This window comes from Rhodocaloribacter sp. (assembly GCF_056451265.1).
In genome coordinates this window covers 18,992-35,796 of record NZ_JBWOPL010000096.1, presented here as the reverse complement: position 1 = coordinate 35,796, position 16,805 = coordinate 18,992, and the positions used below count along the sequence as shown (strand labels likewise).

The following is a 16,805-nucleotide window of genomic DNA, read 5'->3' as shown; positions in this document are numbered from 1 at the left end:
GGCTAGTCCCAAGCGCCGAGCGCGAGCAGCGCGGCGACCCCCCGAAGCGCACGGCCGTGCGCCCGGCGACCCCCTCCCGTTCCGTCCGGCGTCCCCATCGCTCATCCTCCGTTGTTTGTGCGGTCGCTCCGAAGCGTGAAGAAGAGGTAGATCCCCACGGCGGTGGCGGCGGTGATGACGGCGGGCTCGAGGTATCGCCGGACCCATCCGGCCTCGGGCGGCGGGGCCTGGGTCTCGGGGAAAGCCGCCGTCTCCACGCGTTCGCGGTCGGCGCTTCGGATGGTGTCGGCGCGGACGTCCCGGCAACGGTCGTCGCGGAGGATGCGCCCGTCTGCGCCGGTGAACGTATACCGGAGCGCGAGCGTCACGGTGCGGGCGAGCCGATGGTCCGGAGCTTTCGCATAGGTCACCCGCGCCTCCTCGATCGCATACCGGAGCCACGGCAACGCCTCCGCCGCCGGCGCATCCGGGCGATAGATCACCCGGCCCTCGGACTGCCACCGCGACACGAGCGCGGCGCGAAGGTACGGCATGGCGTCGGGGGCGTCGAGGCGGAACGTCCGCGCGGTGTCCGGGACCGCCGAGAGGCACGCGACGGCCATCTCCTCATACCGCGCGAGGTTGGTCGCCTGCCCGAGGCACGTCCCCGCCGCGCTCACGACGAGCGCGACGGCCGCCAGACCCGTACGAAGGCAGTTTCGGAGGTGCACGATCGATTCCGGATGAAAAAACTCACGATGCGTCGGGGGCTCACACGCCCGTCGCAAGAATAGGCTCCAAAATCGAAAATCGGAAACCCAAAAGCGACGCCTGCCCGAAACGTCGTCCGGCGTTCTTCAAACCGCGAGGGCAGACCCCGGAACCGTCATTCCTCGGCGGCGTCGTCCGGCGTCGCTGAGGCGCCCGTCCATGCGGGGGGATCGCTGGCGGGGAAAGACTCCTCGCCCGCCTCTTCCACGGGGTCGACGGGCGGATCGGCGGGCAGGGGATCGTTTGCGCCGGCAGTCCACGCGGGGGGATCGCTGGCGGGGAAAGACTCCTCGACGGCTTCCTCGATCGGATCGACGGGCGAGTCGGCTGCCCCGGAAGGGGTCGGATCGGCTTCGTTTGGATCTTTCATCGTCATGCGGTCATTTGATTCACGAAAACCCTTTCTCTCTCCAACGTGCCCGAGCCGGGTGCGTTCTGTCGATCGTCTTTGCTCATGAACGAACCGCTTTTGCGCATCGATGCCGGGCGGATGCACGCCGCGCTTGATGCCCTGGCCCAGATCGGCGGAACCGGCGACGGCGGCGTGCGACGGCTCGCCTTCACGCGCGAGGACAAGGCCGGACGCGATTTCGTCGAAGCGCGGATGCGGGCGCTCGGTCTCGAGGTGCGCATCGACGGCCTCGGCAACATGGTCGGGCTCCGCGCGGGGCGGGAGGACGGGCCGGTGGTGATGACCGGCTCGCACCTCGACACCGTGGCCACGGGCGGGCGGTACGACGGGGCCTTCGGCGTCGTGGCCGGGCTGGAGGCGCTGGCGACGCTCGCCGATGCGGGCGTGACCACCCGGCGGCCTCTCGCGCTCGTCGCCTTCGCCAACGAGGAGGGCGCGCGCTTTTCACCGGCGCTCATGGGCAGCAAAGTCTTCTGCGGCGCGCTCCCGCTCGCCGAGGCCCGCGCCCGCACCGACGCCGAAGGGAGGACGGTCGGCGCGAGCCTCGACGCCACCGGCTATGCCGGAACGGACGACCTCCGCGAGCTCCCGCTCCACGCCTTCGTGGAGGTCCACATCGAGCAGGGGCCGGTGCTCGAAGCCGCGCGCGTGCCCGTCGGCCTCGTGACGGGCGTGCCGGGCATCACGTGGCTGCGGTTCCGCTTTCAGGGCGAGACGAACCACGCCGGCGGCGCCCCGATGGACCTGCGCCGCGATGCCGGATACGCCGCCGTCTGCCTCGCCCGGCACGTGCGCGAGGTGGCCCGCGCCCTCGGCGGGCTTCAGCGCGCCACCGCCGGACGGCTCACCTTCGTGCCCAACCTGGCCAACGTCATCCCCGGCGAGGCGGCCGTCACGGTGGACCTGCGCAACCCCGACGCCGGGGCGCTCGGCGAGGCCGAGGCCCGGCTCCGAGCCTTTGCCGAAACCGTCGCCGCCGAGGAGGGCGTCGCGGTCGAAGCCCGGACGCTCGTGCGCGTGCCGCCCGTCGCCTTCGACGCGACGGTCCGCGCCGCCATCGCGCGGGCGGCGGAGCGGCTCGGCTACCCGGCGAAGGCCCTCGTCAGCGGGGGCGGGCACGACGCGGGCATCGTCGCCGCCCGCTGCCCCACCGCGATGATCTTTGTTCCGAGCGTGGGCGGCGTCAGCCACAGTCCCGCCGAATACACACGTCCGGAAGACCTCGAAGCAGGCGCGAACGTATTGCTCCACACCCTCCTCTCGCTCGCCGGTGGCGCATGACGACGAGCGTCTCGGCGCAAAAAAAACAGCGCGTCGGCGTAGGGCGGCGCGCTGTTTTTCCACAAGCCTCTGGGAGGGAGGCGTTCCGGGAACGCTCACGCGTTCAGTTCTTCCAGACGGGGAATACGAATCTGTTGTCCGGGGTAAATCAGGTTGGGATCCTTGATCACTTCGCGGTTGGCTTCGAAGAGGGCCGGCCACCTCATGGCGTCGCCATATTGCTTTTTGGCGATCTTTGAGAGCGAGTCTCCACGCTGAATCGTGTAAAAGACCGGCTCTTCGACCACCTCCACGACGACGCGCACCGTCAGGTGCTCCTCCACCTTCTCCACCCCTTCGACGTTGCCCGCCAGCAGCACCGCTTTCTCGCGCGCGGCCGGGGAGTCAACCGTGCCGGTCAGCGTCACCGTACCGTCGTCGAATTTCACGACCAGGCCTTCTACGCTGTCGCCCAACGATTCGACGATGTCCTGCTTGATCTCCTCGGCTTCCCGGCCGAGGCCAACCTTTTTACCGATGTTTTTCAGAAAGCTAAAAATTCCCATTTGTGGTCCTCATATCTATAAACTTGAATGATCTGGCGCAGAGGCTACTGCGGCTATACCAAATGACTGTTCACGAAGATGATGCCAACACTCGTAGCGCCTCGATACCCGGCGTAAAAATGGTCAGATTCGCAGGGCTGGCCTAGGCCCGTAGAATAATCATACAGCACACACCGCCAGGCTCTGTGTGATTATACGACATCTCCCCGACACTTTCGCGTTGCCGGAGCCGCTTATTGCCCCCCTGCGCGTCATGGCACGATCCCTGAAGAGAGACCGGGGGACGGTCACGGCCCTGCCGCCCGCCTCCGGTCTGTCGAGACCTCGAAGGTGAAAGGTGGAAATAGGACCGTGGCGTTTTGCATGGAAGCTTACACATCCCTTTTCATTCAAACAGGAATACGATCATGTCCAAACTGACGACCATCGAAGGCATCGGCGAAGCGCTGGCAGAGAAATTCAAAAGCGCCGGGGTCGGGTCCGTGGAAAAGCTGCTCGAGAAGGGCCGCACGGCCAAAGGGCGCAAGGAACTGGCCGAGGCGACCGGCATCGACGGCAAGCGGATCCTGCGTTTCGTCAATCACGCGGATCTGATGCGCCTCAAAGGCGTCGGCGGAGAGTATGCCGAGTTGATGGAAGCCGCCGGCGTCGATACGGTCGCTGAACTGGCCCGTCGCAATGCCGCCAACCTCCACGCGAAGATGGAAGCGGTCAACGCCGAGAAGAAGCTCGTGCGCCAGACTCCGTCGCTCTCGCAGGTAGAGCGTTGGATCGAGCAGGCCAAGACCCTCGACCGCACCGTGACGCACTGACGCCCCCCGCGGGGGAAGGCTGGTCTGCCGGCGCATCATACAGACCGAAGCACGGGGCCACGAACCGGGAGCGCTGCGCCGTGTCGGGTCGCCGGGGCGTGCATGGAGCGTTCAACGTCTGTGCACAGGAGAGCGGGCGGCGTCGGCAGTGATCGCGACAGGCCGGGATCGCGCATCACGCGGGCTTTCCCTCCGTCACGAGGCCGGAGGGCAGGCGCGGCGAGGAGAGCAACGCCTTGAAAACCTCCCACCGGCGCTCCGGATCGTCGGCGCCTCCGTGCGCCTCCACGTAGGCGCGCACCATGTCTCGGCCCAGGTTGTAATTGATCACGTAGCTCCGGTATGTGTCGATGAAACGTACGCGCTGCCGGGCCCGCTCGAGGGGCATGAGCGCGTACGTCGCCAGAAAGCCCGCGGCCGCCTCGGCGTCGATCTCCCCGTCGAGATAGCGGCGGGCGGCTTCGTTGCCGGCATAGCTCAGCTTCCCGACGCGCTCCTCGACGGCGTGGTACGCGGCGGCCCGCTCCGGGTCGAGGCCGGCCAGGGGAAAGAGCACCTCGCGCTCGAAGGCAAGCCGCTCCGCCTTCGGAAAGGCCACCTCGATGCCGTAGTTGGCGCTCCCCTCGGCGATGAGCGATTGCGGGCTGAAAAGCGGATACACCGAAAACTCCACCCATCCGCGCTCCTCGACGAGGTGCTTTTCGAGGAGCGCATTGTAGACGTGGTGACCGGGGTAGCCCTCGTGCGAGGCCAGGTCGATGGCGCGGTCGATGTAGACGGGCAGGTCCGTGTTGATCTGGATGAGGCTGTGTGCGCCGCCCTGATACCAGTTGTATCCGCTCCACGGCTTGTCCGTCACGTATTCGAGCACGAAGCTCTCGTCCGGGGGCAACGCGACGTGCGCTTTCGTGCGGCGGCGCGCCTCGTCGATGGCGGCGGTGAACACGGCGTCGAGCCGGTCCCCGGGAATGATGAAGTCGGCCTTGAAGCGCGCGTATCGTTCGACGAGCGGCCCGTCGCCGGGGAGCAGGGCTTCGAGTTCGTCGAGGATCGCCCGGAAGTGGCTTTCGGGATAGACGGGCGGCTCGGCGTCATAGAGCGCCCGGGCCTCTTCGTCGAACGTGAAGCGCTTGCCGCCAAGCATATCCACACGCGCCGTCATCGACTGAAGCTGCCGGGTGAGGTACCGGAGTCGGAGCCGGACGATCTCCGTTTCTCCCGACACGTCCACCCCGTCGAGGCGGTCGAGGAGCGCCGTTGCCGCCGCGCGGATGTCGTCGAGTGAACGGGGGTGGGTCTCGGCTTCCTCACGCCACGCCTCGGGTCCGTAATAGGCGTCCACGTATGCGTCGTCGTGCTGCCCTACGGCCAGCACCAGCTTCACATAATCGACGGCGACATCGTTCATGGCATCATTCGGGGAAGGGGAGGAGGCGCAACCGGCGCACAGGATCAGTGTGCACAAGAGCCGGGTCAGGGCGGGCGGACGCATGGGGGATCGGGCAGGTTCGAGAAAGACGGACCGCTCAAGGTACGGGATCGGCAGGGAAAAGGGTATCCACGCGCCGGCCTTCCCGCGCGCTCCAACGAGGTTCTCGGCTTCTCTTGTTCGTCACTTCATTATATTATAAGCATGTAGTATATTAATTCACGCGGTCTTCAAGCTCTTAAGAAACCAGCCGTTTGAGGGCAAAAACGGCTTATTTGGTAAGGCAATCCCCTTTTCGTCGCTTCCGGCTTTCGAAAAATCGAGGGGGAATTTTATTTTATATACAACCAAATAGGAATATTGTGGTATAAGCCGCCTCTCCACAAACCTTCCAGGAAGCCCCGGCGTGACGTGATGGACAGGGAACTCGTTCCGCAAAGGTCTTTCGAGGCGCTGGCCCACCGCTTTCGGGTGCTGGGGGAGGCGCACCGTCTGATGATCTTGAATGAGCTTTACGCGCATGGAGAGCGAAGCGTTCAGGAGCTGGTCGAGGCGACCGGGTTGCGGCAGCCCAACCTGAGCAAGCATCTGCACGCGCTGACCGAAGCGGGGCTGGTGCGTCGCCGGCGGGAAGGCACGCGGGTTTTCTACCGCCTCGACGCGCCGGAACTGCCGGGGCTGTGCCTGCTCGCTTTCGCGCCGCTCGACGGAGCGTCGAGCTGAGGCCGCCGGGCAGACGCCGGGCTGCGCCGCACCTCGTGTCTTTCGTTCGCACACAAACGGAAAAATCATGGTCAACCATATGCTTTCACGCCTGATGCGGCCGGCGCTGGCGCTCGGGCTGGGGATCGCGCTGATGAGCTTCGCGCCGGCGCGCGGGCAGGAACGCCCGCTCTCGCTCGGGGAAGCGCTCGAACGGGCGCAGCGCCGGAACTTCGAGGTGCTCCGGGCGCAGACCGACGCGCGCGCGGCGCAGGCCGGCGCGCATCAGGCCCGGGCCGCCTTCCTGCCCCAACTCTCGATCTCGGAGTCCGCCACGACGACGAACGACCCGCTCAGTGTGTTCGGTTTCAAGCTCAGGCGCGAGATCGTCACGCAGGCCGACTTCAACCCGGCGCTGCTCAACGATCCGGGCCGGACCGATCTGATGACGACGCGCTTCGAGTTCCGGCAGCCGGTGTTGAACCCGGACGGCCTCTTTCAACACCGCGCCGCGCGGGAGCAGGCCCGGGCCGCCGTCTACGGAGTGGAGCGCACCCGGCAATACGTCGCGTTTCAGGTCAAGCGGAAGTACTACGCGCTCGTGCTGGCCCGGCGCAGCCTCGCCGTCATCGAGGCGGCGCTGGAGGCTGCGCGGGCCAACCGGGCGCAGGCCGACCGCTTCTTCGAGCAGGGGCTCATCACCCGGGCCGACAAGCTGGAAGCCGGCGTCCGCGTCCTCGACCTGGAAAGCAAGCACAGCGGCGCCGTCATTGCCGTGCAAAACGCTTCGGACGAGCTGCGCTACCTGCTCGGCATCGAGGAAGCGGTGACGCTTGCCCCGACCGACGAGCTGGAGCCGCGCACCGTGTCGCTCGGCGACGTCGACGTGCAGGCGGTCAACCGGAACCGCTCCGACATGCAGGCGCTGCGTTTCCGAAACGAGGCGGCCCGGCAGGCCCTCCGGGCCGGACGGCTGCGCTTCCTGCCGCGCCTGAACCTCTTCGGGAGCTATGACCTGAACGGCGGCGCCCTCTTCGGTGCGGAAGGCCGGAGCTGGACCTTCGGCGCGACGCTCCAATGGAACCTCTTCGACGGGTTCCGGCAGATCGCCGGGGTCGAGCGTGCGAAGGCCGAGCTTCAGAAAAGCCGGATCGCGCTTCAGGATCAGGCCCTGAGGAACCAGGTCGAGATCGACGCGGCCCGGCGCGGCATCGAGCAAACGCGACGGCAACTCGAACTGGCGCAGGCCGCCGTGGCGCAGGCCCGCGAAAACCTGCGCATCCGCACGGACCGCTATGCGCAGGGGCTCGAAAAGACCACCGACGTGCTCAACGCCGAGGTCCTGCTCGCCAACCAGGAGCTGGCGCATCTGGAGACCCTTTATCGCTATTACGTGAACGTTTTTCAACTCGAACTTTTGCTCGAACGCCCTCTGTTGGCCGAATGAGTGCGCAACCTTCCATCCTTGACGACACAGCCATGAGAAAGACCACCTTCATCCTTTCCTCCCTCAGCCTGATCGTTGCCCTGGGCCTGACCGCCTGTGGCGGCGACGAAGCGCCTGCGTCCGAGGCGTCCGCTCCGACGCCGGTCCGCCTTCAAAAAGTGGAGCCGATGCAGACGGCCCCGGCTCACCGCTACCCCGGCACGCTTCAGGGAGAAAGCCGGGTGCAACTGAGCACCCGGATGATGGGCCGCATCGCCTACCTCCGCGTGGAGGAGGGCGACCGCGTCCGGCGCGGGCAGACGCTCGTGCGGCTCCGGAGCGAAGACGTGAAAGCGCAGAAGGAGCAGGTGCTCGCCAACCTGCGAGAGGCCGAGGCCGCCCTCGCCAACGCCGAGACGAACTACCTCCGCATGAAGGCCCTCTTTGAGGCGGAAAGTGCCACGAAGAAAGAGTTCGAGGACGCCGCCACCGGCTACGAGGTGGCGCAGGCGCGTGTGGCGGCGCTGCGCGGCAAGCTCGATGAGGTCGAGGAAGCGCTCGGCTACACCGTCGTCACGGCGCCCTTCGAGGGGTACGTGGTGCAGAAACGGGCCGAGGAGGGCGACCTTGCCGCGCCCGGCGCGCCGCTGCTCGTGGTCGAGGACACGCAGCGCCTGAAGGTCGTCGCGCAGGTCCCCGAAGGCGACATCGACCGCCTCGCCGTGGGCGACACGGTGGACGTGGAGGTGGGCGCGCCCGGCGACCGGACGGCGCGCGGCGTCATCTCCCGGATCAACCCCTCGGCCCGTTCCGCCAGCCGCCGGTTCGAGGTGCACGTGCGGATGCTGGGAGACACTGCTGCTTTCAAGTCGGGCATGTACGCCCGTGTGGTGGTGCGCCGGGGCGCGCGCGCCGTGATCGCCGTGCCCGAAACAGCGCTTCTCCACCGGGGACAGCTCACCGGCCTCTTCACCGTAGATCCCGAAAACCGGGCGCTCCTGCGGTGGGTGCGCACCGGCAAACGCTTCGGCGACCGAGTGGAAGTGCTCTCCGGATTGCGTGAGGGCGAGCGATACGTGGCCGTTTCGGAAGGACGGCTCATCGACGGGCAAAAGGTCCGGATCCTGAACTGACAAAAAGAGACGGCGGCGGGCGGGCGCCCCCGAAAGACGCTGCCCCTTCATCTATCGAAACATTTACCCGGTATCATGGCGACGAAATCAGGTTTTGCGGGACAGATAGCCAGGCTTTTCATCAACTCGAAGCTGACGCCCCTGTTGATGGCGGCCTTCCTCGGCATCGGCCTCTACAGTGCCTGGCTGACGCCGCGTGAGGAAGAGCCGCAGATCGACGTGCCCATCGCCGACATCTTCGTCGGGTATCCGGGCGCGAGTCCGCAGGAGGTCGAGCGCCGGGTCGTCGAGCCGCTCGAGCGCATCGCCTCCAACATCGAAGGCGTCGAGTACGTCTACTCCACCTCGATGCCGGGGCAGGGGATGCTCATCGTGCGGTATTACGTGGGCGAAGACGTCGAGCGCAGCCTGGTCAAGCTCTACAACGAGATCGTCAAGCACATGGATCAGATGCCGCCGGGCGTGACCCTGCCGCTGATCAAGACGCGCTCCATCGACGACGTGCCGATGCTGGCGCTGACGCTCTGGAGCCAGGGGTACGACGACTTCCAGCTTCGACGGATCGCCGAAGAGCTCTCGGCGGAGGTCAAAAAGATCAAGGATGTGGCCGCCGTGCATCTGATCGGCGGGCGCGCCCGGCAAATACGCGTCGCGCTCGACCCGGACCGGCTCGCCGGCTTCGGCCTCGACCCGATCGCCGTCTCCGGAATGATTCGGAGCGCCAACGCCCGACGCGCCGCCGGAAGCTTCTCGGCCAACGACACCGAATACCTCGTTGAGACGGGCAACTTCCTCACCTCGTCGGACGACGTGGCGAACCTCGTGGTGGGCGTCCACGACGGCCGCCCGGTCTATCTCCGGGACGTCTCCGAGGTGATCGACGGGCCGGAGGAGCCGGTGCAGTACGTGGGCTTCGGCGCGGGCGCGGCGTACGCGTCTGCGGCCCGGCCCGAAGGCGTCGCGCCGGCGGTCACGCTTGCCCTCGCCAAGCGCCCCGGCGCCGACGCCATGCGCCTCGCCGAGCAGATCCTCGACAAGGTAGAGACGCTCGAAGCCTCGCTCCTCCCGTCGGACGTGCACGTGGCCGTCACCCGCAACTACGGCGAGACGGCCTCGGAAAAGGTGGGCGAGTTGCTCATGCACCTGCTCGGGGCGGTCCTCGCCGTCACGCTCGTCGTCGGGCTGGCCATGGGCTGGCGCGGCGGGCTGGTGGTCTTCCTCTCGGTCCCCATCACCTTCGCACTGACCCTCTTCGTCTATTACATGTTCGGCTACACGCTGAACCGCATCACCCTCTTCGCGCTCGTGTTCGTCACCGGGATCGTGGTCGACGACTCGATCATCATCGCCGAGAACATGCACCGGCACTTCAAGATGCGCCGGTTGCCCTTCCTTCAGGCGGCCCTCTACTCGATCAATGAGGTGGGCAACCCGACGATCCTCGCCACCTTCACGGTCATCGCCTCCGTGCTGCCGATGGCGTTCGTCTCCGGGCTGATGGGGCCGTACATGAGTCCCATGCCCATCGGCGCCTCGATGGCGATGCTCTTTTCCCTGCTCGTGGCGCTGATCATCACGCCGTGGCTGGCCTACCGCTTCTTCAAAAGTGAGGAAAGCAAGCCGCACAACCAGGAAAAGACGTATCGCCTGGAGGAGACGCCGATCTATAAAATCTACGCCGCCACCATCGGCCCGATGCTCGAAAGCGCCGGCAAGCGGTGGCTCTTCATCGGCGGCGTGACGGTGCTTCTGGCGGCTTCGACGCTCCTGTTCTACTTCAAGATGGTGGCCGTCAAGATGTTGCCGTTCGACAACAAGAACGAGTTTCAGGTGATCGTGGACATGCCCGAGGGCACGACGCTCGAACGCACGGCCGCCGTCACGCGCGAGCTTGCCGCCTACCTCGCCGAACAGCCGGAGGTGGTGACGTTCCAGACATACGCCGGGACCGCCGCGCCGATCAACTTCAACGGCCTCGTGCGGCACTACGATCTGCGCCGGGGCGCGAACGTGGCCGACATTCAGGTGAACCTCCTCGGCAAAGACGAGCGCGACCTGCAAAGCCACGACATCGCCAGGCGGGTGCGGCCGACCCTTCAGGCCATCGGCGCGCGGTACGGCGCGAACGTGAAGATCGCCGAGGTGCCGCCCGGCCCGCCCGTCGTCTCGACGCTCGTCGCCGAGATCTACGGTCCCGACTACGAGGCGCAGCGCGACGTGGCCCGGCAGGTCCGAGACCTTTTCGAAAGCACGGACGGCGTGGTGGACGTGGACTGGATGGTCGAGGCGGATCAGGTCGAATACAAGCTTGAGATCGACAAGGAGAAGGCGCTCCTGGCCGGGGTCCCGCCGCAACGCATCGTGGACGCCATGGCGCTGGCGCTCGGCGGCATGGACGCCTCGACGCTCTATCAGGAGCGGGACGTGGCCACCGTGCCGATCACACTGCGCCTGGCCCGGCGGGACCGCACCGGGCTGGAGGACCTCAAACGCCTGCACGTGCAGGCCATGAGCGGAACGCTGATCCCGGTGGCCGACCTCGTCACGATCCGGGAGCAGACCCGGGACAAGGCCATCTATCGCAAAAACCAGCAGCGGGTGATCTATGTGACCGGAGACGTGGCGGGCCAACTCGAGAGCCCCGTCTATGCCATCATGGACCTCCAGAAAAAGCTCCGCTCCATCGAGCTGCCCGCCGGATACCGGCTCGGCGAACTGTATACCCGGCAGCCCGCCGACGAGGAGAACTTCGCGCTCAAATGGGACGGCGAGTGGCACATCACGTACGAGGTCTTCCGCGACCTCGGCATCGCCTTCGCCGTGGTGCTGGTCATCATCTATATGCTCATCGTCGGATGGTTTCAGGATCTGACGGCGCCCTTCGTGCTCATGGTGGCGATTCCGCTGTCGCTCGTGGGCATCCTCGTCGGGCACTGGCTGCTCGGCGCGTTCTTCACCGCCACGTCGATGATCGGCATGATCGCGCTCGCCGGGGTGATGGTGCGAAACTCGGTGTTGCTCATCGACTTCATCAACCTGCGGCTCGACGAGGGCGCGCCGCTCAAGCAGGCCGTCATCGAAGCCGGCGCCGTGCGGACCATGCCGATCCTGCTGACGGCGGGCACGGTGGTCATCGGCGCGGTGGTCATCCTCTTCGACCCCATCTTTCAGGGGCTGGCGATCTCGCTCATGGGCGGCTCCCTCGCCTCGACCGCGCTGACGCTGCTGATCGTGCCGCTGATCTACTTCATGGTGCAGTCTCGCCATTATCCCGAAGCCCCGGCGCTCGACGCACCCGCCGGCGACGGGCACGTGGCGGTCGCCGCGAAGGAACCTCCGACCCCGACGCCGGGCGCGCCCGAAGCGCCATCGTCCGGGAAAGCCGTGGCAAGCGGCGAAGAAGCATCCACGGAAGCGGCGCCTTCCGGCCACCCATAACCCGCGTCCGCACGGGTTGCCTCGCCGCGCGCCCTCTGTTGTTCGCCGTACCGACACCGTTTCCCTGAATCGCCCCATCAATTGCCCGATGTGAACCGGAAAGGAGGAGCTCCGATGAAATTAGTCGTCATTATGAGTGTGGAACAGTATGCCGAAGTGCTCGAACGGCTCTACGCCGAACATCGCATCCCCGTCTTCAGTGAGACGGAAGTGCAGGGCTATCGCCTCGACGAAAACGTGCGGACGCCGTTGAACTGGTTCGGGCGGGCGCACACGCCGATCTATTCGAAGTTGACCTTCGCCTTCGTCGATGACGACAAGGCCGCCGAACTGATCGACGCCATCGACGCATACAACCGCGAGCACGACCTTGCCGGCCCCATCCGGGCTTTTCAGATGGCGGTCGAGCGAAGCGTGTGAACCGTGGGGCAAGGCTTGCGCCTGATGAAGCGTCGGCGTTCCTTTGAACCGCTGCCTGCCACGAAACCTGCCGAGCCTCATGCCCCGATGGACCTGTGACGCCCTCCTCTTCGACCTCGACGGCGTGCTCGTCGATTCCTCGGCGTGCATCGAGCGGCACTGGCGGCGATGGGCCGCCCGGCACGGCCTCGATGCGGAGATGCTCGTGAGGCGGCTCCACGGGCGACGAATGGTCGACCTCATCCGCGACTTCGCGCCGCACCTCGACGCCGCCGCCGAGGCGACGCGGCTCGCCTTCGAAGAGGGCACGGACACCGAGGGCGTCCGCGCGTTCGAGGGGGCGGCGGAGATGCTCCATGCCTTGCCTCCCGATGCGTGGGCCGTCGTCACCTCCGGCAACCGGATCACGGCGACCACGCGCCTGCGGCACACCGGATTGCCGTGGCCGAAGGTGCTCGTCACGGCGGACGACGTGCGGCGCGGCAAGCCCGACCCGGAGCCGTACCTCACGGCCGCCGCGCGGCTCGGCCTCGCGCCGGAGCGCTGCCTCGTCCTCGAAGACGCCCCCGCCGGCATCGACGCGGCGAAGGCCGCCGGCATGAGCGCCCTCGCCCTCACCACCACCCATCCGCCCGGGGCCTTTCCGCACGCGGACGCCCGCCTCGCCCGCCTCACCGACGTTCGCATTCGCTCCCTCCCCGCCGGCGTCCCCGGACGTCTCACGATCACGCTCGAATCATGATCACGCACAAGAAAACGCTCCTGTGGTGGAGCAGCGGCAAAGACGGCGCGTGGGCGCTTCACGTGCTCCGCCGGACGCCCGGCGTGACGGTCGCCGGCCTCGTCACCACGGTGACCCGTCCCTTCGACCGCGTGGCGATGCACGCCGTCCGGCGCGAGCTCGTGCACGCGCAGGCCGAGGCCGCCGGGCTTCCGCTCCACATCGTCGAGATCCCGTATCCGTGCCCGAACGACGCGTACGAACGAGCCGTGCGCGCCTTCACCGAGACGGCGAAGCGCGACGGCGTCACCCACATGGCCTTCGGCGACCTCTTCCTCGAAGACGTGCGGGCATACCGGGAAAAGCTCTTCGAAGACACGGGCGTCGCGCCGCTCTTCCCGCTCTGGGGCCGGTCCACGCCCCGGCTGGCCCGCGCCATGCTCGCCGGCGGCCTTCGCGCGCTCCTCACCTGCGTCGATCCCCGCCGCCTCGACGCCTCCTTTGCGGGCCGCCCCTTCGACCACGACCTCCTCGCCGATCTCCCGCCCGAAGTGGACCCGTGCGGCGAGCGGGGCGCGTTCCACACCTTCGCCTTCGACGGCCCGATGTTCACCCACCCGATCCCCGTCGAGACCGGCGAAAGGGTCTCCCGCGACGGCTTCGTCTTCGCCGACGTTCTTCGCCTCGAAACCGGAACTCCGGGACGATTCGAGACTATCGAATAACAGACGATTTCCAGGGTTTCAAACAGCTCAATGGAGGTATTGCCATGGCCAAAAAGATTCTCATGCTCGTGGGCGACTTCGTCGAGGATTACGAAGTGATGGTTCCGTTTCAGGCGCTTCAGATGGTGGGGCACACCGTGCACGCCGTCTGTCCCGACAAGAAGGCGGGCGAGACGGTGAAGACCGCCGTGCACGACTTCGAAGGCGACCAGACGTACACCGAAAAGCGCGGCCACAACTTCACGCTGAACGCCGCCTTCGATGAGATTGACGCGCGCGACTACGACGCCCTCGTCATCCCCGGCGGACGCGCGCCGGAGTACATCCGCCTCAACGACCGCGTCCTCGAAATCGTGCGGCACTTCGACGTGGCGGACAAGCCCATCGCGGCCATCTGTCACGGTGCGCTCGTGCTTGCCGCCGCCGGCGTGCTCGAGGGCAAGACGTGCACGGCCTATCCCGCCTGCGCCCCCGACGTCACTCGCGCCGGCGGCCGCTATGCCGACGTCGCCGTGGACGAGGCCGTCACCGACGGCAACCTCGTGACGGCTCCCGCCTGGCCCGCCCACCCGAAGTGGCTCGCCCAGTTCCTCGAAGTGCTCGGCACGCGGATCACGCACGAAGAGGCCGTCGAAGCCTGACGCGTGATCTCGAATCGGCACACAAAAAAGCCTGCCTTCCGATGAGGAGGGCAGGCTTCTTCGTTTCACAAAGCCGGATCGGCGGGCCTCATCCCCCGAACGTGTAGGTGTACTTGAGCAGGATCGTGCGGTTGTCGGTCAGCGGCAGGCGCGGCTGCGACCCCATGCGTCCGAGTTCGGTGTTCAGGTTTTCGTTGTACACGATCCACAGGTCGTTGCCCTCCCGGAAGTTGTACCGAAAGCGCACGTTGGCCGAGACGAGGTCGGCGGAGCTGTTGTACTGAAGGAAGGCGTTGGCGGAGACCTTCGTGTTCAGCGCCGCCTGAACGCGGAGACGCACGAGGTGCACGTCGAAGCCGGCGTCCCGGTCGGGGAAGCGGACGCGGTTGAACTGGTAGTCACCGCCGAGTTCGAGATGCCGGGAAGCGTTCCACGTCGGGCCGAAAGAGGCCTCGACGCGCCAGCCGTCGTAGAACGACCCGGCGCTCGCGCTGGCGTTTGCCCGGAGCAGGCGTCCGCTGTTCATCCGGTACGAGCCCTGAACGCGTGTGAACGTATAGCGCCCGGCGGGCACCTCGGTGTCTTCGGGGAAAAAGAGCGTTTGCTCCAGATCTTCCACCTGAAGCTGCCCGCCGAGACTGAACTGATCGCCCGACTTCATCTCGACGCTCCACTGATGCGAGGCAAAGAGCGATTCGAGCGAGCCGTCCTCGTTTCGGAAATACACGGACGCGAAGGCGCTCGGCGTGACGCGACGGACCGGCGTGTCGCCTTCGGGAAACCACCCGTAGGACAACGCGCCGAACGGCTGTGTAAAGGCGCGGCGCGTGACGAAGCCGATGCCGGGGTTATAATCCGCCCCCGAGCGGGTCAGCGCGGCCGTATACGTGAGTCCCTGCTGCCCCCTCCGCTGCCACCGGGCGCGAAAGAGCCCCGTGTCGAAGAAGTCGAACGCCTGCGCCCGCACCACGTCGTCCTCGATGGACTGCGCCCATTGCAGCGTGAGGTAATCCTGCCCGAACATGCGAAAGATGCCGTCGAGGCCGTAGGCGACGTTGTACGATCCGTCGTCGCCGATGCGGCTCGTCGCCATGCCGCCGGCGTACGAGTTCTCATTGAACACCTGCCGCCGCAGCCGAAGGACGCCGAAGTTTTCGGAGGGAATTTTGTCGAAGCCGTCGCTCGTCTCGAGCGTGGTGCGCTCGGTTTGCATATCGATGAAGCCGACGTCCCATCCGCCCACGCGCCCGACGAGCCGTGTGCCGCCGAGGATGCGGACTTCTTCGCCCCGGTCGAGCCCGATGCGGCGGCTGTGGAAGAGCCGATCGACGCGGCCCGTGGAGAAGTCGAAGATGCCGGCGCGTTCCTGAAAGAACTGACGTTTTTCGGGGAAGAAGAGGGAGAAGCGCGTGAGGTTGACCTGTTGATCGTCCGCCTCCACCTGTGCGAAGTCGGTGTTGATCGTGGCGTCGAGCGTGAGGTTGCTCGTGAGGCTGTATTTGACGTCGAGCCCGACGTTGCGCGTGACGTCGTTGTTGAGGCGATACCGGGCGCCCGTCGCGTCGAGTTCGGAGGCCTGCCCGAGACCGCCGAGGACGTACGGGGTGATGTAGAGCGGCTTCTGGCTGTGGACGCCTTTGAGCACGACGTCCTGCGCCTGAGACGGCTTGGCGAAGGCCAGGCCCCAGTTCGGCGGGATTGCCGGGAAGATGTGGCGTTCGTTCTTCCGCGCGATGAAGCGATACACGATCAGCCCCATCGTGACGTCGCCGTCCTGATCCTGGAACCCGAGGCTCGAATACGGGATGCGCATCTCGGCGAACCAGCCCTCGTCGGTGCGGGCGGTCGCCACGTCCCAGAACGTATTCCAGCTCGCATTCATGACGCCGCCGAAGGGGCTGCCGCCGCTGAACTCGGCGTCGTTCGAGACGGCGATGTCGAAGCGGACACCGTTGGGTGTGGTGAAGAACCACAGGGCGTTCTCGTTGTCGTTGAACGTGTCGAGGATGACGGCAAACACGTCGTCGCCGGAGTATCGGTCTCGGTAGAGGGTGTTGCCCCGGATGCCTTCCGGGTCGCTGTCGTAGAGGCGTCCGGAGACGTAGAGGTACTGATCGTCGTAGGCGATGCGGACTTCGGTGCGCTCGGTCATCTCGCCTCCGAAGACCGGCTGAAACATCGTCAGGGGCAGCGGCTCGATGGCCTGCCACGCCGGTTCGTCGCTGAAGCCGTCGAGGTGGATTTCCCCGTGAAGGCGCGGCAGCAGGAGGGGATTTTGCGGAGAGGCGGTCGCGTTGCCGGCCCACACGGGCGCGAGGAGCATGAAGGCAAGGGCAATGCGCAAGCGGGAGACGATTCGATGCATGGAGG

The 16,805-nt window shown here is 66.4% G+C and carries 15 protein-coding genes; 10 read left to right on the top strand and 5 right to left on the bottom strand.

The genetic code is table 11. The annotated features are described in order from the left end of the window. Positions 1–101: 101 nt before the first annotated feature. Positions 102–710, bottom strand: a complete 609-nt coding sequence (locus AC1HIY_RS15465; RefSeq protein WP_479577701.1) for a hypothetical protein — start codon at positions 708–710, stop codon at positions 102–104. A gap of 155 nt (positions 711–865) precedes the next feature. After that, positions 866–1,120, bottom strand: coding sequence for a hypothetical protein (locus AC1HIY_RS15460; protein ID WP_479577700.1), 255 nt, complete (start codon positions 1,118–1,120; stop codon positions 866–868). 84 nt (positions 1,121–1,204) lie between these two features. On the opposite strand from AC1HIY_RS15460, the gene AC1HIY_RS15455 reads away from it, so the two are divergent. Beyond that, positions 1,205–2,443, top strand: coding sequence for an allantoate amidohydrolase (locus tag AC1HIY_RS15455; protein ID WP_479577699.1), 1,239 nt, complete (start codon positions 1,205–1,207; stop codon positions 2,441–2,443). Positions 2,444–2,538: 95 nt separating this feature from the next. Here AC1HIY_RS15455 and lysM read toward each other — a convergent pair whose 3' ends face one another. Continuing rightward, positions 2,539–2,988: a peptidoglycan-binding protein LysM gene (gene lysM, locus AC1HIY_RS15450; RefSeq protein WP_479577698.1), complete on the bottom strand. Its 450-nt coding sequence runs from the start codon at positions 2,986–2,988 to the stop codon at positions 2,539–2,541. Between the two features lie 407 nt (positions 2,989–3,395). Between lysM and AC1HIY_RS15445 the strand changes: the two genes are divergently transcribed. Then, positions 3,396–3,800: a DUF4332 domain-containing protein gene (locus AC1HIY_RS15445; RefSeq protein ID WP_479577697.1), complete on the top strand. Its 405-nt coding sequence runs from the start codon at positions 3,396–3,398 to the stop codon at positions 3,798–3,800. A gap of 175 nt (positions 3,801–3,975) precedes the next feature. On the opposite strand, the gene AC1HIY_RS15440 is transcribed toward AC1HIY_RS15445, so the two are convergent. After that, positions 3,976–5,208: a hypothetical protein gene (locus AC1HIY_RS15440; protein ID WP_479577696.1), complete on the bottom strand. Its 1,233-nt coding sequence runs from the start codon at positions 5,206–5,208 to the stop codon at positions 3,976–3,978. 435 nt (positions 5,209–5,643) lie between these two features. Here AC1HIY_RS15440 and AC1HIY_RS15435 point away from each other — a divergent pair, with 435 nt between their 5' ends. The 8 genes from AC1HIY_RS15435 (at position 5,644) to AC1HIY_RS15400 (ending at position 14,435) form a co-directional block, all read left to right on the top strand. Continuing rightward, complete coding sequence (locus tag AC1HIY_RS15435; RefSeq protein WP_479577703.1) at positions 5,644–5,952, top strand: ArsR/SmtB family transcription factor; 309 nt, start codon at positions 5,644–5,646, stop codon at positions 5,950–5,952. A 79-nt stretch (positions 5,953–6,031) separates the two neighbouring features. Continuing rightward, positions 6,032–7,378, top strand: coding sequence for a TolC family protein (locus tag AC1HIY_RS15430; protein ID WP_479577695.1), 1,347 nt, complete (start codon positions 6,032–6,034; stop codon positions 7,376–7,378). 32 nt (positions 7,379–7,410) lie between these two features. After that, positions 7,411–8,490 carry an efflux RND transporter periplasmic adaptor subunit gene (locus AC1HIY_RS15425; protein WP_479577694.1) on the top strand — a complete coding sequence of 360 codons (1,080 nt, stop codon included), beginning with the start codon at positions 7,411–7,413 and terminating at the stop codon, positions 8,488–8,490. A 75-nt stretch (positions 8,491–8,565) separates the two neighbouring features. Further along, positions 8,566–11,928, top strand: a complete 3,363-nt coding sequence (locus AC1HIY_RS15420) for an efflux RND transporter permease subunit (RefSeq protein ID WP_479577693.1) — start codon at positions 8,566–8,568, stop codon at positions 11,926–11,928. Positions 11,929–12,042: 114 nt separating this feature from the next. Next, a complete protein-coding gene (locus AC1HIY_RS15415) occupies positions 12,043–12,348 on the top strand; it encodes a hypothetical protein (RefSeq protein ID WP_479577692.1) in 306 nt (101 codons plus the stop codon). Between the two features lie 79 nt (positions 12,349–12,427). Then, positions 12,428–13,090, top strand: coding sequence for an HAD family hydrolase (locus tag AC1HIY_RS15410; RefSeq protein ID WP_479577691.1), 663 nt, complete (start codon positions 12,428–12,430; stop codon positions 13,088–13,090). Next, on the top strand, positions 13,090–13,794 hold the full coding sequence (locus tag AC1HIY_RS15405; RefSeq protein ID WP_479577702.1) for a Dph6-related ATP pyrophosphatase: 705 nt from the start codon (positions 13,090–13,092) through the stop codon (positions 13,792–13,794). The genes AC1HIY_RS15410 and AC1HIY_RS15405 overlap by 1 nt, the downstream gene beginning before the upstream one ends. 44 nt (positions 13,795–13,838) lie before the next feature. Next, positions 13,839–14,435, top strand: coding sequence for a DJ-1/PfpI family protein (locus tag AC1HIY_RS15400; RefSeq protein ID WP_479577690.1), 597 nt, complete (start codon positions 13,839–13,841; stop codon positions 14,433–14,435). A gap of 88 nt (positions 14,436–14,523) precedes the next feature. On the opposite strand, the gene AC1HIY_RS15395 is transcribed toward AC1HIY_RS15400, so the two are convergent. Beyond that, positions 14,524–16,800 (bottom strand): carbohydrate binding family 9 domain-containing protein, encoded by a 2,277-nt coding sequence (locus AC1HIY_RS15395; RefSeq protein WP_479577689.1) that lies wholly within the window; start codon positions 16,798–16,800, stop codon positions 14,524–14,526. Positions 16,801–16,805 lie beyond the last annotated feature (5 nt).

Bases quoted from the DNA above. Each gene is read 5' to 3' on its own strand.
- AC1HIY_RS15410 (WP_479577691.1), top strand. From the start codon at position 12,428: ATGCCCCGATGGACCTGTGACGCCCTCCTCTTCGACCTCGACGGCGTG.
- AC1HIY_RS15420 (WP_479577693.1), top strand. From the start codon at position 8,566: ATGGCGACGAAATCAGGTTTTGCGGGACAGATAGCCAGGCTTTTCATC.
- AC1HIY_RS15430 (WP_479577695.1), top strand. From the start codon at position 6,032: ATGCTTTCACGCCTGATGCGGCCGGCGCTGGCGCTCGGGCTGGGGATC.
- AC1HIY_RS15425 (WP_479577694.1), top strand. From the start codon at position 7,411: ATGAGAAAGACCACCTTCATCCTTTCCTCCCTCAGCCTGATCGTTGCC.
- AC1HIY_RS15400 (WP_479577690.1), top strand. From the start codon at position 13,839: ATGGCCAAAAAGATTCTCATGCTCGTGGGCGACTTCGTCGAGGATTAC.
- AC1HIY_RS15395 (WP_479577689.1), bottom strand. From the start codon at position 16,800: ATGCATCGAATCGTCTCCCGCTTGCGCATTGCCCTTGCCTTCATGCTC.
- AC1HIY_RS15440 (WP_479577696.1), bottom strand. From the start codon at position 5,208: ATGAACGATGTCGCCGTCGATTATGTGAAGCTGGTGCTGGCCGTAGGG.
- AC1HIY_RS15455 (WP_479577699.1), top strand. From the start codon at position 1,205: ATGAACGAACCGCTTTTGCGCATCGATGCCGGGCGGATGCACGCCGCG.
- AC1HIY_RS15415 (WP_479577692.1), top strand. From the start codon at position 12,043: ATGAAATTAGTCGTCATTATGAGTGTGGAACAGTATGCCGAAGTGCTC.
- AC1HIY_RS15435 (WP_479577703.1), top strand. From the start codon at position 5,644: ATGGACAGGGAACTCGTTCCGCAAAGGTCTTTCGAGGCGCTGGCCCAC.
- lysM (WP_479577698.1), bottom strand. From the start codon at position 2,988: ATGGGAATTTTTAGCTTTCTGAAAAACATCGGTAAAAAGGTTGGCCTC.
- AC1HIY_RS15445 (WP_479577697.1), top strand. From the start codon at position 3,396: ATGTCCAAACTGACGACCATCGAAGGCATCGGCGAAGCGCTGGCAGAG.
- AC1HIY_RS15460 (WP_479577700.1), bottom strand. From the start codon at position 1,120: ATGAAAGATCCAAACGAAGCCGATCCGACCCCTTCCGGGGCAGCCGAC.